Origin of the sequence: Pseudomonas sp. NBRC 111119, from assembly GCF_001320125.1 — a bacterium.
Taxonomy (GTDB): domain Bacteria; phylum Pseudomonadota; class Gammaproteobacteria; order Pseudomonadales; family Pseudomonadaceae; genus Aquipseudomonas; species Aquipseudomonas parafulva.
In genome coordinates this window covers 20,734-34,908 of the sequence record NZ_BCAV01000008.1, presented here as the reverse complement: position 1 = coordinate 34,908, position 14,175 = coordinate 20,734, and the positions used below count along the sequence as shown (strand labels likewise).

At 63.6% G+C, this 14,175-nt stretch carries 13 protein-coding genes and 1 pseudogene; 6 read left to right on the top strand and 8 right to left on the bottom strand.

What is annotated here, in order from left to right; genetic code table 11:
• Positions 1 to 7: 7 nt before the first annotated feature.
• Positions 8 to 694: an ABC transporter ATP-binding protein gene (locus tag APH25_RS04230; protein ID WP_060481167.1), complete on the top strand. Its 687-nt coding sequence runs from the start codon at positions 8 to 10 to the stop codon at positions 692 to 694.
• Positions 691 to 3,198, top strand: a complete 2,508-nt coding sequence (locus APH25_RS04225; RefSeq protein ID WP_060481166.1) for an ABC transporter permease — start codon at positions 691 to 693, stop codon at positions 3,196 to 3,198. The genes APH25_RS04230 and APH25_RS04225 overlap by 4 nt, the downstream gene beginning before the upstream one ends.
• Before the next feature lie 23 nt (positions 3,199 to 3,221).
• On the opposite strand, the gene greB is transcribed toward APH25_RS04225, so the two are convergent.
• From greB to APH25_RS04210, 3 genes are all read right to left on the bottom strand, one after another.
• The gene (gene greB, locus APH25_RS04220) at positions 3,222 to 3,695 is read right to left on the bottom strand and encodes a transcription elongation factor GreB (RefSeq protein ID WP_060481165.1); all 474 of its coding nucleotides are present in this window, start codon (positions 3,693 to 3,695) and stop codon (positions 3,222 to 3,224) included.
• 11 nt (positions 3,696 to 3,706) lie between these two features.
• Entirely contained in the window at positions 3,707 to 4,015 is a 309-nt protein-coding gene (locus tag APH25_RS04215) for a hypothetical protein (RefSeq protein ID WP_028634532.1), read from the bottom strand.
• A 199-nt stretch (positions 4,016 to 4,214) separates the two neighbouring features.
• Positions 4,215 to 5,618, bottom strand: a complete 1,404-nt coding sequence (locus APH25_RS04210) for a transglycosylase SLT domain-containing protein (RefSeq protein WP_060481164.1) — start codon at positions 5,616 to 5,618, stop codon at positions 4,215 to 4,217.
• Positions 5,619 to 5,774: 156 nt separating this feature from the next.
• On the opposite strand from APH25_RS04210, the gene APH25_RS04205 reads away from it, so the two are divergent.
• From APH25_RS04205 to APH25_RS04195, 3 genes and pseudogenes are all read left to right on the top strand, one after another.
• Complete coding sequence (locus APH25_RS04205; RefSeq protein WP_060481256.1) at positions 5,775 to 6,590, top strand: TatD family hydrolase; 816 nt, start codon at positions 5,775 to 5,777, stop codon at positions 6,588 to 6,590.
• Positions 6,591 to 6,678: 88 nt separating this feature from the next.
• Positions 6,679 to 8,157 (top strand): methyl-accepting chemotaxis protein, encoded by a 1,479-nt coding sequence (locus APH25_RS04200; RefSeq protein ID WP_060481163.1) that lies wholly within the window; start codon positions 6,679 to 6,681, stop codon positions 8,155 to 8,157.
• Positions 8,158 to 8,232: 75 nt separating this feature from the next.
• A pseudogene (locus APH25_RS04195) lies at positions 8,233 to 8,454 on the top strand (terminase); the annotation flags it as partial.
• 13 nt (positions 8,455 to 8,467) lie between these two features.
• On the opposite strand, the gene APH25_RS04190 reads toward APH25_RS04195, so the two are convergent.
• The 3 genes from APH25_RS04190 to APH25_RS04180 form a co-directional block, all read right to left on the bottom strand.
• Entirely contained in the window at positions 8,468 to 9,265 is a 798-nt protein-coding gene (locus APH25_RS04190; RefSeq protein ID WP_060481162.1) for an acyl-CoA thioesterase II, read from the bottom strand.
• Positions 9,266 to 9,346: 81 nt separating this feature from the next.
• On the bottom strand, positions 9,347 to 10,126 hold the full coding sequence (locus APH25_RS04185; protein ID WP_060481161.1) for a CHAD domain-containing protein: 780 nt from the start codon (positions 10,124 to 10,126) through the stop codon (positions 9,347 to 9,349).
• Positions 10,127 to 10,140: 14 nt separating this feature from the next.
• Positions 10,141 to 10,419 (bottom strand): lipoprotein, encoded by a 279-nt coding sequence (locus APH25_RS04180; protein ID WP_003250254.1) that lies wholly within the window; start codon positions 10,417 to 10,419, stop codon positions 10,141 to 10,143.
• Positions 10,420 to 10,593: 174 nt separating this feature from the next.
• On the opposite strand from APH25_RS04180, the gene APH25_RS04175 reads away from it, so the two are divergent.
• The gene (locus tag APH25_RS04175; RefSeq protein ID WP_060481160.1) at positions 10,594 to 11,634 is read left to right on the top strand and encodes a patatin-like phospholipase family protein; all 1,041 of its coding nucleotides are present in this window, start codon (positions 10,594 to 10,596) and stop codon (positions 11,632 to 11,634) included.
• A gap of 60 nt (positions 11,635 to 11,694) precedes the next feature.
• Here the strand turns inward: APH25_RS04175 and APH25_RS04170 are convergent, their stop codons facing one another.
• Together APH25_RS04170 and APH25_RS04165 are read right to left on the bottom strand one after the other, a co-directional pair.
• Positions 11,695 to 13,566, bottom strand: a complete 1,872-nt coding sequence (locus APH25_RS04170) for a SurA N-terminal domain-containing protein (RefSeq protein ID WP_060481159.1) — start codon at positions 13,564 to 13,566, stop codon at positions 11,695 to 11,697.
• 186 nt (positions 13,567 to 13,752) lie between these two features.
• Positions 13,753 to 14,025 carry an HU family DNA-binding protein gene (locus APH25_RS04165; RefSeq protein WP_028634541.1) on the bottom strand — a complete coding sequence of 91 codons (273 nt, stop codon included), beginning with the start codon at positions 14,023 to 14,025 and terminating at the stop codon, positions 13,753 to 13,755.
• Between the last annotated feature and the right edge of the window lie 150 nt (positions 14,026 to 14,175).

The following is a 14,175-nucleotide window of genomic DNA, read 5'->3' as shown; positions in this document are numbered from 1 at the left end:
ATTCTCCATGGGCCCCAGCATTCTCGTTGCGCAGAACCTTAGCAAAGTGGTCCCCAGCGCGGAAGGCGAACTGGTGATTCTGCACGCGTTGTCACTGGATCTTGCCGCCGGCGATTCGCTGGCAATCGTCGGCGCCTCCGGCTCCGGCAAATCCACCCTCCTCGGCCTGCTGGCAGGCCTTGACCAACCCAGCGCCGGTCGCGTGCTGCTGGCAGGCCACGACCTCGGGCCGCTGGATGAAGACCAGCGCGCCAGGGTGCGCGCCGAACACGTGGGTTTCGTATTCCAGTCGTTTCAACTGCTCGACAGCCTCAACACCCTGGAAAATGTCATGCTGCCCCTGGAGCTGGATGGCCGCCGCGATGCCAGGGAACATGCCCGCACCCTGCTGGAACGCGTTGGCCTGGGCCAGCGGTTGAGCCACACACCCAGGCAGTTGTCCGGTGGCGAGCAGCAGCGAGTGGCCATCGCACGCGCATTCGCCGCACAACCCGCCGTGTTGTTCGCCGACGAACCCACCGGCAACCTCGACAGCCACACCGGCGAGCGCATCAGTGACCTGTTGTTCGAACTGAATCAGGAACGGGGCACCACCTTGGTGCTGGTCACCCATGACGAACGCCTGGCGCGCCGCTGCCGCCGTCAGATCCGCCTGGATGCCGGCCACCTGGTCGCGCCATTGGAGGCAGGATGACACGGATGCCCCTGGCACGGCTGCTGGGGCTGGCTGCGCGCCAGCTGCTACGGGACTTGCGCGCCAGCGAAGTGCGCGTGTTGTTCTTCTCGTTGCTGGTGGCGGTGGCGGCAAGCACTGCCATCGGCTATTTCGGCGCCCGCCTGAACGGCGCCATGCAGTTGCGTGCCAGCGAGTTCCTGGGGGCCGACCTGGTGCTGCAAGGGAGCGCGCCGGCTGCCGAACCGCAGATCACCGCGGGGACCGCCCAGGGTTTGCGCCACGCACAAGTGGTGGAGTTCACCAGCGTGGTGGGCGGCGACAGCGGCATCGAGCTGTCCAGCGTCAAGGCCGCCGATAACGCTTACCCACTGCGCGGGCAACTGCGCAGCGCCGCCCAGCCCTATGCCGAAGAAAGCCCTGGCGGCCTCCCCGCCCCCGGCGAGGCGTGGGTGGAGCCCCGGCTGCTGGCGGCACTGGGGCTGAAGGTAGGTGACAGTATCGACGTGGGCATGAAAACCCTGCGCCTGAGCCGGGTGCTGACGTATGAGCCAGACCGCGCCAACAACTTCTATAGCCTAACGCCGCGGGTACTGATGAACCTGGCGGACTTGCCCGCCACAGGCGTGGTCCAGCCAGGCAGCCGGGTCACCTACCGCGAACTGTGGAGCGGCACTACCGACGCGCTGGCGCAGTACCGCCAGGCTGTAGAGCCGCACCTGGCAGCCAGTCAGCGCCTGCGCGATACCCGTGATGGCAACCAGCAGATTGGCGGCGCGCTGGGTAAAGCCGAGCGCTACCTGAACATGGCAAGCCTGGTGGCGGTGCTGTTGGCGGGCGTTGCCGTCGCCATGTCGGCCAGCCGCTATGCCTCCCGGCGGCTGGATGCCAGCGCGCTGCTGCGCTGCCTGGGGCTTTCGCGCCGCCAGGCGCTGACCCTCTACAGCCTGCAGTTGGCCATGCTGGGCATCGCAGCGGCAGCCGCCGGTGGCGTGCTTGGCTGGCTTGCCCAGTTGGGCCTGTTCCGGCTGTTGCAAGGCCTGCTGCCCAGCACCGTGCCAGCGGGGGACGCCGCCCCTGCCCTTGCGGGGATCGCCACCGGGTTGGTGGCGCTGGCAGGTTTTGCCCTCCCGCCCATCGCAGCCCTTGGCCGGGTGCCGCCGCTGCGGGTGCTGCGCCGCGACCTGCTGCCCGTGCCGCCAGGCAGCTGGTTCGTGTACGGCGCGGCGCTGCTCGCGCTCGGCCTTATCATGTGGCGCCTGAGCCTGGACCTGCTGCTGACCTTCGCATTACTGGCCGGCGGCCTGGTGACAGCGCTGGCACTCGGCGGCCTGCTGTTGCTGAGCCTGCGCAGCCTGAGGCGCTTGCTGGCGAACGCGCCACTGGCCTGGCGCCTGGGGCTCGGCCAGCTGCTGCGCCACCCCATGGCGGCGGCGGGGCAAGCCTTGGCATTTGGCCTGATTCTCCTGGCGATGGGCCTCGTCGCCCTGCTGCGCGCAGAACTGCTGGACACCTGGCAGGCGCAACTGCCCAAGGATGCCCCGAATTACTTTGCACTCAACATTCTGCCAGACGATCGCGAACCCTTCGCATCGCACCTGAAACAGATCAATGCAGCCGCCGCCCCGCTGTACCCGGTCACCCCGGGCCGGCTGGTGCACGTGAACGGCGAGCCGGTGCAGCAGATCGTCAGCAAGGACTCGGCGGGCGAGCGCGCCGTGCAACGTGACCTGAGCCTGACCTGGGCTCAGGACCTGCCCACGGGCAACGCCCTGACCGAGGGCCACTGGTGGCAAGGCCTGCCGGCAGGCGACGAAGTGCCCGGCGTGTCGGTAGAGGCGGAACTCGCTGTCAGCCTGGGGTTGAAGTTGGGTGACCTGCTGGCGTTCGATATCGGCGGGCAGCAACGTCAGGCCCGGGTGATCAACTTGCGCAGCGTGCACTGGGACAGCTTTCAGCCCAACTTCTACATGATCTTCCAGCCTGGCACGTTGCAGGGCCTGCCTACCACCTACCTGACCAGCTTCTACCTGGCGGCGGGGCATGACCTGGACGTCGTCGCGCTGTCGCGTGCCTTCCCTGCGGTGACGCTGTTGCAGGTTGACGCCCTGCTGGATCAACTGCGCAGCATCCTCGCGCAGGTGACGCTGGCTGTGGAGTACGTCCTGTTGTTCGTGCTGGCTGCGGGGCTGGCCGTGCTGTTCGCAGGCCTGCAAGCCACGCTGGACGAGCGTATCCGCCAAGGTGCACTGCTGCGGGCGCTGGGGGCGGCCCGACCGTTGTTGGTAAAAGCACGCCGTATCGAGTTTGGCCTGCTGGGCGCAGTCAGCGGGTTGTTGGCAGCCGCGGGTTGCGAGCTGATCACCTGGGTACTGTACCGCTACGCGTTCGACCTGCCCTGGGGGCCGCACCCCTGGCTGTTGGTGATGCCGGTGGCTGGCGCACTGCTGGTAGGCGGGGCCGGCGTACTGGGCACCCGCAGGGCGCTGAATGCAAGCCCACTGGCCGTGCTGCGCGATGGCTAAGGCGCCACAGGAAGGCTGTGCGCCTACTGGGTGTAACTGATGGTGTTGATGTACCAGCTTGCCTCGCCGGTAGGGGTGTGCACCACCACCTCATCGCCCTGCTGTTTTTTTAGCAAGGCACGCGCCATGGGTGAATCGATCGAGATGTAATCATTGCGCCCATGGATTTCGTCGTAACCGACGATGCGAAAGCGCAGTGATGCGCCGTCGTCATTCTCGATTTCCACCCAGGCGCCGAAGAACACCCGGCCTTCCTGCTCGGGCGCATAGCTCACCACTTTCACGTCCTCCAGGCGTTTGCGCAGGTAGCGCACCCGCCGGTCGATTTCGCGCAGAAGCTTCTTGTTGTACTGGTAATCGGCATTTTCGCTGCGATCACCCAGCGATGCAGCCCAGGTCACTTTCTGGGTGATTTCCGGGCGATAGACCCGCCAGAGATGATCCAGCTCTTTCTTAAGCGCCTCATGGCCCTGAACAGTGATGATGTTGGTACTCAACTGAGCGCTCCTCAGCGGCCTGTGATCAGGCCTTGGCGGGCAATGCGCACCAAGTTGCCGATGATTTCGGCAGCGTCTTCCGGCGCGGGCGCCTGGATGACCGCCAGGTCAAAGCGATCATTGGCGTACTGGGCAAGGTGCTGCCCGGTTTCGGCAAACTGGATCAGAAAGGCGCGGGCCTGGCCTCGGCGGCGAGACAGGCCTTCGAGATGGCGCAACAGGGTGGGCTGATGCTGACCACCGAGCAGAATGCGCGGTGTACGGGACGCCTGGCTGGCAGGCAAAGGGCTTAAACAGACACTGGTACGTGGGCAACTCATGGCGCTTTCTCTGCCTCGCAAATCCCGCTGGGCAGCGGTGGGAGGCATCACCGAACCAGCGCTTTAGCGGTATTTGAAAACACCCCTGGGGCGTTTTTGCGCCCCGCAAGTAGCTGTTTAAATCGGCGCAAGCGGTATGCTAGAGCGATGTGCCACAACTTGCAAGCGGCTCGGCTACAGCCTCCGCCAGCCTGGCCGCTCAGCGCTTCACCACGCGCTCGAGCACCCCACGCTGGCGGTTGAACGCCACGTAGTACTTGTTCACGCTGTTGACGAAGTTGACCGGCCCCATGCCCACCTGCTCCATGGCAATCCGTTCGGTCTGGAAAAACCACTGGTTACCGTTGAGGCCGCGTTTGCGGGCTTCGGCGCGCATGGCCTGCACCCGCTCCGGGCCCAGGTTGTAGGCAGCCAGGACGAAGGCCATGCGCTCACGCTCGTTGATGCGCGGGCTGGAGAAGAACTTGCGGCGGATCAGCGCCAGGTAGCGGGCACTCGCTTGCACATTGCCATCCACCGTTGACGTATTGCTCACCCCTACCCGTTGAGCCGCCGAGGGGGTGATCTGCATCAACCCATGCGCCCCACCCGCGCCGCGCGCCGTCGGGTTCAGGGTCGACTCCTTGAACGCCAGCGCCGCCAGGTTCAGCCAGTCGATCTGCTGCGCATCACCATGCTTCTGCAAGACCGAGCGCACGGAGGCCAGGCGCTGGCGGGCCTTGCTTGCCAGGGGGTCATGAACACGGTACTGGCGGCGGTAGATACGCTCGAAAGCAGCGTCCTGGTTGCCCGGTGCACGGTAGCCCTGAAGAAACCGGTCGACCGCGGCCTGCAGCTCGGTCGTATCGCGCCCCACATACCAGCGCATGGCCTGCGGCGGCCCAAGGTGTACACCCGGGTTAAGGCGCAGGCGTGGCATCACTCTGGACCAACGCTGGGCAATCGGCTGCTCGACCACCGTGAGGTGATAGATGCCGGCCTGCACCATTTCCAGTACATCCTCCACCGCCAGCGTTGAATCCACCCATTCCACCTTGATGGGCGGGCGCTTGCGCAAGGCCAGCCGCTGGTTGACCTGCTGAATGAGCGGGCCGGCGGCACTGGCACTGGTCAGGGCGATGGTACGCCCAGACAACTGCTCCACCTGGGTGAAGCCGCGCTCACCCTTGCGCCCGACCAGCGTCAGCGCTACGTGGTCGCGTATGGGCGCAGTGGCCGTGACGCCACGCACTACCCCAGGGTCGAACAGTTCGCCCGGTGCTGCCAGGTCACCCTCGCCCCGCGCCAGGGCGCCCAGTAACTGCTCCTTGGCCCGCGGGATCAGCTTGAGCTGCAACCGCTGGCCGTCCTCGACACGCGCGTTGAGAAAATGCTCCAGGGCCCGTAGCCGGTAATATTCGATGCCCACCGGTTCGCCTTTCACTTCGCCCGAACTGTTGCGGCTCTGGTTGACCAGCACGCGCAACACCTTGCTGCTGCGTATCTGCTGCAGGTCGCGGGCCTTGGCCGCAGGAATGTGCTGCGGGCCTGGCGCCCGCGCCTGTGCATACGCAGCCAGGGGCAGGCAGAGCGTTAGCAGGAAAACAAGCCAGTATCGCGGCATAGGCAGCGTATCCGTGGGGTGTGGGGGCCGGTTGACCAGGCCATCGCCACATGAGGTTTGACGGCAAAAGACCTCTACAAGCATATGAAGTTCTTGGATTTTCAGAAAAACGCAAGCTTTTGCTATGCTGGCCGCCCCGCGGCACGAGGTAGCACCATGCAACTGATCGATATCGGCGTCAACCTGACCAACAGCAGTTTCCAGGGCCGAGAGGCCGAGGTTTTCCAGCGCGCCCTGCAGGCGAATGTGGCGCAACTGGTGCTGACCGGTACCAGCCTGCCCGTCAGCGAACAAGCGCTGGAGCTGTGCCATCAGCTTGACGAAACAGGCGCGCACCTGTTCGCCACGGCAGGCGTACACCCCCATGATGCCCAAGGCTGGGACAGCTTGAGCGAGCAGCGTTTACGCCAGTTGCTTAAAGAATCTCGGGTGCGAGCAGTGGGTGAATGCGGGCTGGACTTCAACCGCGATTTTTCCCCTCGCCCACAGCAGGAAGCCGCCCTGCATGGGCAACTGGCGCTGGCGGTGGAAACGCAGATGCCGGTTTTTCTGCACGAACGCGATGCCAGCGAGCGCCTGGTCGCGATTCTCAAGGAGTACCGCGACCACCTGGTAGGCGCAGTGGTGCACTGCTTCACCGGTGAACGTGAAGCGCTGTATGCGTACCTGGACCTGGATCTGCATATAGGCATTACGGGCTGGATTTGCGACGAACGGCGCGGCACTCACCTGCATGCGCTGGTGGGCAATGTGCCTGCAGGCCGGTTGATGCTCGAAACCGATGCGCCCTACCTGTTACCGCGCAGCCTGCGGCCCAAGCCCAAAAGCGGTCGCAACGAACCGGCCTACCTGGGCGAGGTGCTAAGGGAGGTTGCGCTGCACCGATCCGAGCGTATCGAGACAACCGCTGCGCATACCACCGACACTGCACGTACCTTCTTCGGCCTGCCTTCAGTGCCCGTTGTTTCTTGATACATATCAACACCCTCGCTGGCAGTCAGCGGCACAATGATGGCACCTTGCCAATACTGTTTCCGCTCAACTCAGAGAAGACCTACCCATGGGTGCCTGGCTTAGCAATGTTTCACTGAAATACAAGTTCTGGGCCGTCAACGCGGTGGCCTTTGTCACGACCCTACTGCTGGTGCTGTATGCCGTGCACCTGGAGCAGCGTGCGCGCGCCGAGGCAGCGCAGCGCCAGGCCGTGGCGCAGGCTGAAGTGCTTGCGGCCTGGCCGGCAGGCCAGGCACTGCCCCGCGCTGCCGCCGTCGTCAGCTGGTCGGCCGGGCAAACGCCAACCTTTGCCGGCGAGCCCCTCGACGATCTGCGTAACGCTCAAGGCTGGGTAAACCTGCCTGGTGATCACCTGCTGGGTGAAGACCCCATCGAGGGTGCGCAGGTACTGAGCCTGGGCGACCGCCAGGTCGCCGTGATCGCACAGGCGCCCAGCCTGCGTCAGGTGTTCGTGGAGCGGTTCACCAATTACGCGGTGTGCGTACTGATCCTGATGCTGGCCATGCTAGGTGCCTCGCAGTTGCTGATCCGCTTCTTGCTCAGCCAGCTGAACACCCTGAAGGATGTGATGCTGCACGTGGAAAAGACTGGCGACCTGGCCGCCCGGGTACCGCTGGCCTGCGGTGACGAAGTTGGCCAGATGGCCGGCGCATTCAACGCCATGCAGGCAACCTATCACCGGGTGGTCAGTACCGTCGCCCACACGGCAGCGCAACTGGACTCCGGCGCCGTACGCCTGGCTGCCAGCATGAGCGACGTGCGTCACGGCATGCTGGGCCAGCAGAGTGAGACTGACCAGGCGGCCACGGCCATCAATGAAATGTCGGCCACGGTGCACCACATCGCCCAGCACGCAGGGGCCACCCGTGACCTGTCGCAGACGGCCGACACCCTGGCAGGCAGTGGCAAGGAAGTGGTGAGCCGCGTCCAGACGTCCATTTCGGGCTTGTCCAGCGGCGTGCAGCAGACCGCCGAGATGATTCGCCAGCTGGCGGAAGACAGCCAGAAGATCAATGGCGTGGTCAGCGTGATTCACAGCATCGCAGAGCAGACCAACCTACTGGCACTCAATGCCGCCATCGAGGCGGCGCGTGCAGGTGACCTGGGCCGTGGGTTTGCAGTGGTGGCAGATGAAGTGCGCAACCTGGCAAAGCGCGTGCAGACCTCCACCGACGAGATCACCACCATGGTGTCCGCCTTGCAGTCAGGCACCCGCGATGCTGTGGACTTCATGCAAGAAAGCTCCTACAAGGCCGACGACTGCGTCAGGCAGGCTCAGGAAGCCGGGGCCGCACTGGCGGAAATTACCGGGGCTGTGGCGCAGATGCGTGAGAGCAATACCCAGATTGCCGTGGCGGCCGAGCAGCAAAGCCAGGTTGCAGAAGAGATGAACCGCGCCGTGGTGAGTATCCGCGATGTCACCGAGCAGACGGTGCAGCAGACCGTGGGCTCGGCCAACACGAGCACCGAGCTGGCCACCCTGGCCGGCGCGCTGAACAAGGCCATAGGCCAGCTGAAGCTATAGTCGCCATAGCCAGCCTCGATTGGCCCACTGCATGGGGCCGCACTAAGCTTTGGGCATGACCGAGAGGAACTGCCCATGAACAAATACCTGCCCCACCTGCCCGCTTGGCAATGGCGACGCCACGCCCACAATCACCGCCACTCGGGCAACCCTGCGCCACACTTCATTGCCGTGCCTTTGTGCATACTGGGTGGGTTACTGGTGCTGTCAGGCCTGTTTGGCATCGACCTGACGCAAACCGCCGTCGGCGCCATTGCCCTGGTTGCAGGCGCGAGCCTGCAGCGACACAGCCATCGGCATCCGGGCTAGATCAGGCGAATACGGTGACAGTCTGCCGGCTCAACGCCAGTAAAGCCCCGTCGGCGGCCCACAACGCGGCCGCCGCATGGCCATAACCGTCACGCGCATGTTCGGTTTCCACGCAGTAGCGGTACCAGTCAGTCGCAGACGCCTGCGCGATCGGCTGGACGAACTCAATGGTCCAGGTCAACGTGCTGCCCGCAGCAGGATGCTTCAAGAACGGAAGCAGGCTGGGCGGCCAGGCATCCACCAATGCCAGCAGGTGAGCTTCACTGAGCGGCTGCGCCGCGATGTCGCGCAGGCGCACCCAGCCACCCATCTTGCGTGCGCTGCTGCCTGTGAACGGCAAGTCGCCCACGCCCCAGCGCAAGGCCACGTGCCGCATGAACGCGGGTGTAATCCCTGGCATGAAGGGCAATTCCTCCGCTGAATCAGCCAGGGCTTTCATGGGTTCGGGCGGCAAGGCAGGCACCTGCACCACCGAAGCGCGTGAGGCACCGAAGTTACCCTGGACCAAGGTGACCACCTGGCCGTCCTGCACGGCCCGACCCAACAAGGTGCTGACCCCCTTCCCCTCGCGCAATAACTCGATTTCGAGCCGAAGCGGTACCTCGGGCGCCGCCGGCGCAACAAAGCTGATAGCCAGCGAGCGCACGGGGCGATCACCCTCCACCCGCTGGCGCATGGCCTCGAACACCATCGCTGCCATCAGCCCCCCGAACACCGCCCGCCCCTGAGCCCAGCTGACCGGCACGTTGATGTTGTCGGGGTTGGCCCTGGCGGCCTCGAGCATCTGAGTGAAGTTCATCGGGCAATTCCTGAGCAGGTCGCAATCGACGTGTCTGCCCATCCTAGCCACCAACTGCTCACACCACAGCCTTCATATCGGTCAATGTCCAGGCTTGCGACGCACCAACGCCTTGCGCAGGGCCTCCAGCGTCTTGTCAGACTTGCGTTCAGCCTGATGCAGCTCCTGCTCCCACTCACCTTGGCAAACCAGCAAGTCTGGATGTTCACGCACCTGCAGCAGCCACTGCAGGCGGTCATGCCAGTCGCCAAGGTCGCCTTGTGCGCGCTTGAGCACCTGCTGCAGGCGCTTGCCGGCGTGGTCGAGCTGCGGATACGCCTCATCACCGTAACGTGCGCGCTTGATCAGCAGGCGCAGGCGGTGGCGGTCGTGCGCAGGGTCCTTCAGGGCCGCTTCGAGTTTTCGCCACTGCTTGACCAGGCCCTTGTCGATGCGCTTGTCCAGGGACCTGGTAAGGCCTTCGCGCCCGGCAGCCCGCAGGAACAACGGGAACGCATCGACAATGGCCAGCACGCGTGTCAGCTGCGGGCTGGCGGCGACGCTGGCGTAGCTGCTGGCGCGGCCTTCCAGGCGTTTTTGCCCAGGCTGCGCATGCCCCCGCGCCACCAGCTCTGCAGCCAGTACCTCATTGTCGCGCAGCGGTGTCGTCAGCGTGCCCAGCGACTTTGCAGCTTCCTCGAGCTGCTCGACACCGGGCAACCCACGCAGCGGCCGCAGCAGGCTGCGCAAGCGGCGCAAGGTGGTTCGCAGATCGTGCAAGGCCTCGCTGTCGGTGTCGGCAGCAAGTCGCTCGCGGCAGGCCAACAGCCGTACCTGTACGGTGAGTACCTGTGCGACCAGATGATCGAGCATGTCAGACATGTGGCGCTCCTTGGTCAGCGACCGGCACGCGACTCACGAATGTAGAAACGGGCCTTTTCGGCTTTTCGGGTGCAGCTCTCATACCCTTCGAACTGTTGCTGGGTCTTGGCACCGGTGAGCAGTGACAGCGCCTTGGAATAACTCACTGCGCCTGCGAAGCCTTCAGCCTTGGCCAGGTCCAGCTCTTTCCAGGCCGCATCCAGTTGGGTGGCACAGCTGTCGCGGTACGCGGTTTTGCCTGCGCAGCCGGCAAGGGCCAGGGCAATCAGGGGAAGGCAGATCCAGGCTTTCATTGTTAAGACCTCGAAGATAGGAAAACAGTGGCGTTTGGACGCTCGGGCATCTGAAAAGTGCCCCCCTGGCCCCGGCTTGCTGCACCACGCGGGTAGCCCCGCACAATGCGCATTGAAGCCCGGGGTGGGTTCAGTGCATTGTAGGCGCAGGGTTACACGGGCTGGGGACTGTACATGAGCAAACGCGTGGCACTGGTACTGGGATCGGGCGGCGCCCGGGGGTATGCGCACATCGGCGTGATCGAGGAAATCGAACGCCGCGGCTATGAGATCGCCTGTGTTGCCGGCTGCTCCATGGGGGCGGTGGTAGGCGGCATCTATGCTGCAGGCAAGCTGGGGGAGTACCGCCACTGGATCGAAAGCCTGGACTATCTGGATGTGCTGCGCCTGGTGGATGTCAGCTTCCGCCTTGGCGCGATCCGAGGCGACAAGGTATTCGGCCAAATTCGCAAGATCGTTGGCGAAATCAACATCGAGCAGTTGCGCATCCCCTACACGGCAGTCGCCGCAGACCTCACCAACCAGCAGGAAATCTGGTTCCAGGAGGGTTGCCTGCATCAGGCCATGCGCGCCTCGGCCGCCATCCCCAGCCTGTTCACCCCAGTGATGCAGGGCAACCGCATGCTGGTCGATGGGGGCATCCTCAACCCGTTGCCGATCGTGCCTGTGGTATCCAGCCACTGCGACCTGATTATTGCGGTCAACCTCAATGCCACCAACCAGAAGCACTACCAACTGCCGGTGATCGAGCGGCCGGCTGCTTTCAAGATGCGTTTCGACGCGCTGTTGAATTCATTGGGTTCACACTTGCCGTTCCGCCGTAAACCAGCCGAGCAGCTAGTGCGCATCGCTCAGGGCATGGGTACCGAGGGCCTGGTGCCGCCAAACCCCTGGCTGGCCGATGCAGCTAACCCGCAGGCCCAGCAACCCACCGCCGCGCCCGAGCGCGAGGGGGCGCCGAAGTCGGCAACAGGTTCGTTCATCATCGATAACGTGGGCCCTGCTTCCCTGCTGGACCTCATCAACCAGAGCTTCGAGGTGATGCAAACCTCGCTGGCACAGTACAAGATCGCCGGTTATCCGCCAGACGTCCTGATCAACGTGCCCAAACGTGTTTGTCGGTTCTTCGAGTTCTACAAAGCGCCAGAGCTGATTGCGCTGGGGCGGGAGATTGCGCGAGACACGCTGGACAATTACGAGGGGGCCAAGCGCTAGCGCAAGGCTGGGGGATGGGGATTGAATACTGGGGCTGCTGTGCAGCCCCAGGTGATCACCTCAGTAGCGGGTGATGTCGGCGTTGGCTTCCAGCTGCTTGCGGTACGCAGCGAAGTCCTGCTGGCCGGCGCGGGAGGCAAGGTAGCGGCGGATCTGCTGCTTCTCTTCGTCAGTCGCTGCGGTGCCTTCGTTCACGCCCTTGAGTTGCAGCACCACCAGGCTTCCGTCACGCAGCACCACGCTGCCATAGACTGGCTTGTCCTTGGCCTGAGGCTTGCCCAGACGGAAGAGCGCCTGCAGTTCAGCCGGGTCAATCCCGTCCTCGCCACGGGTCACCGCCTCATAGGCCTTCCAGCCCTGGCCTTCGTGCACGCTACCGGCAGCGATGGAACCGTCACGCAGGCCGGCGATCAGCTTGTCCGCCTTGGCTTTGAGTTCCGCAGTTGCCTTCTCCTTGGCCAGGTGGTCGCGGATACTCTTGGCGACTGCCTCCAGCGGCAATTGCTCAGGCTTGCGGTGCTCCTTGACGCGCAGCACGACGGTGGTTTCCGGGTCCAGCTCGATGGCGGTGCTGTTGGCACCCTCCTCCAGCACTTCTTCGGAGAATGCAGCCTGCACCACGGAACGGTTGGCGGTGATGCCCTCGCCGCCTTCACGACCGAACGGCGCGGAGGTATGTACCTTAAGGTACAAGTCCTGGGCAGGTTGCCCAAGGTCGGAAGCCTCGTAGGCCGCGTCCTGCAACTGCTTGCTGGCATCCACGTAACGCTGCTCTACCATTGGCGTCTTCAGGTCACGGGTCAGCTTGTCTTTCAGGCTGGCGAAGCTCGGCACCTCAGGCGCCTCCACACCCAGCAGCTTGATCAGGTGGTAGCCGTACTCGGTACGCACCGGAGTAGAGACCTGGCCATCGTGCAGCTTGTACAGCGCCTGCTCGAATGCCGGGTCGTAGACCCCAGGGCCCGCGAAACCGAGGTCGCCGCCGTTGCTGGCCGAGCCTGGGTCCTGGGAATACTCCTTGGCCAGCGCGGCGAAATCCTCACCTTTGGCCAGGCGCTTCTCGATCTCTTCAGCGCGGGCCTTGGCCTGGGCGTCGGTGACCTTGTCGTTGACCTCGATCAGAATGTGGGCGGCGCGACGCTGTTCGGCAAGGTTGGCGATTTCCTTCTCGTACTGCGCCTTGAGTTGCTCGTCAGTAACCTTGGCCTGGTCGAAGAATGCCGACTTCTTCAGCTCGACATAATCAATCACCACCTGGTCGGGTGACATGAATTCCTTGGCGTGCTGGTCATAGTGCTGCTTGACCTCTTCATCGCTGACCTTCACCGCTGTTGGGTCGACCTTGAAAGTCAGGGAGGCAAAGTCGCGGGTCTGCTTTTCCAGGCGGGCGAATGCATCTACCTGCTGGTCGGTCACGAAGCTGCTGCCGGCCAGGCCGGTACGCAGTTGCCCGATGAGCATTTCTTCGCCGAGCATGTCGCGGAACTGCATGCGGCCATAGCCCATCTGGCGGATGACCTGGTCGAAGCGGTCGGCACTGAACTTGCCATCGACCTGAAATTCCGGCGTCTGCAAGATTACCTGGTCGAGGGCAGCATCGGAGAAGGCGAACTTGGCATCCTTGGCGCCTTCGAGCAGCAGCTTGCGGGCGATCAGGCCCTTGAGTGCTTCTTCGCGCAGCAGCTTGTCATCCAGCAGCGCAGGGTCGAAGTCCTTGCCCAGCTGTTGCACCAGCTGGCGGCGCTGCATGTCGGCTGCCTGGCTCAGTTCGTTCTGGCTGATGGTTTCGCCGTTGACCTTGGCGGCGTCCTGGCTATGGGTGGCGGCTTGGAAGATAGCTTCGAAACCGGTCAATGCCATCAGAACGACGATGAGGCCGATGATGGTCTTGGCAATCCAACCTTGTGAATTGTCCCTGATATTTTGCAGCATGCGTCCCCCAGAGACGGCTGTACCACTGCGTCGACAACCGCGGAGCGTGGGTAGAGTCCTGATAAAAGAAAGGCGCATCCGAGGATGCGCCTTTTCTTAGCAAACGTGTCAGGCGAGAACGTTTGCGCCTCGCCTTCGGCGTGCTCGAACCTGGCAGTGCCCGGTTCGGCTGAAAGAGACGACTTGTTAGTTAACGGCGTCTTTCAGACCCTTGCCAGCCTTGAAGCCCGGCACCTTGGCAGCGGCAATCTTGATCGCCTTGCCGGTTTGCGGGTTGCGGCCAGTGCGCTCAGCGCGGTCTTTTACAGTGAAAGTACCGAAGCCCACCAGTACCACATCGTCGCCTGCTTTCAGGGCACCGGTCACAGACTCGATGACTGCGTCCAAGGCGCGACCAGCAACAGCTTTCGGGATGTCAGCGGATGCGGCGATAGCGTCAATCAGTTCCGACTTGTTCACTCTAAGTCCCCTTATCTCTCTAATGAGTATGTTTCTAAGTATGTAATCAAAAACGTTTGAAACGTACGCTGGGTGGCCTGATGACAATAGCGTGCCGCTTTATAGCAAGGCCCCGAAAATACTGTCAAGGAAAGCCCCCCAGCCTAAAAC

Excerpts from the sequence above, each read along its gene's own strand:
- APH25_RS04200 (WP_060481163.1), top strand. The coding sequence starts at position 6,679 with ATGGGTGCCTGGCTTAGCAATGTTTCACTGAAATACAAGTTCTGGGCC.
- APH25_RS04210 (WP_060481164.1), bottom strand. The coding sequence starts at position 5,618 with ATGCCGCGATACTGGCTTGTTTTCCTGCTAACGCTCTGCCTGCCCCTG.
- APH25_RS04175 (WP_060481160.1), top strand. The coding sequence starts at position 10,594 with ATGAGCAAACGCGTGGCACTGGTACTGGGATCGGGCGGCGCCCGGGGG.
- APH25_RS04185 (WP_060481161.1), bottom strand. The coding sequence starts at position 10,126 with ATGTCTGACATGCTCGATCATCTGGTCGCACAGGTACTCACCGTACAG.
- APH25_RS04225 (WP_060481166.1), top strand. The coding sequence starts at position 691 with ATGACACGGATGCCCCTGGCACGGCTGCTGGGGCTGGCTGCGCGCCAG.
- APH25_RS04170 (WP_060481159.1), bottom strand. The coding sequence starts at position 13,566 with ATGCTGCAAAATATCAGGGACAATTCACAAGGTTGGATTGCCAAGACC.
- APH25_RS04190 (WP_060481162.1), bottom strand. The coding sequence starts at position 9,265 with ATGAACTTCACTCAGATGCTCGAGGCCGCCAGGGCCAACCCCGACAAC.
- APH25_RS04230 (WP_060481167.1), top strand. The coding sequence starts at position 8 with ATGGGCCCCAGCATTCTCGTTGCGCAGAACCTTAGCAAAGTGGTCCCC.
- APH25_RS04215 (WP_028634532.1), bottom strand. The coding sequence starts at position 4,015 with ATGAGTTGCCCACGTACCAGTGTCTGTTTAAGCCCTTTGCCTGCCAGC.
- APH25_RS04205 (WP_060481256.1), top strand. The coding sequence starts at position 5,775 with ATGCAACTGATCGATATCGGCGTCAACCTGACCAACAGCAGTTTCCAG.
- APH25_RS04180 (WP_003250254.1), bottom strand. The coding sequence starts at position 10,419 with ATGAAAGCCTGGATCTGCCTTCCCCTGATTGCCCTGGCCCTTGCCGGC.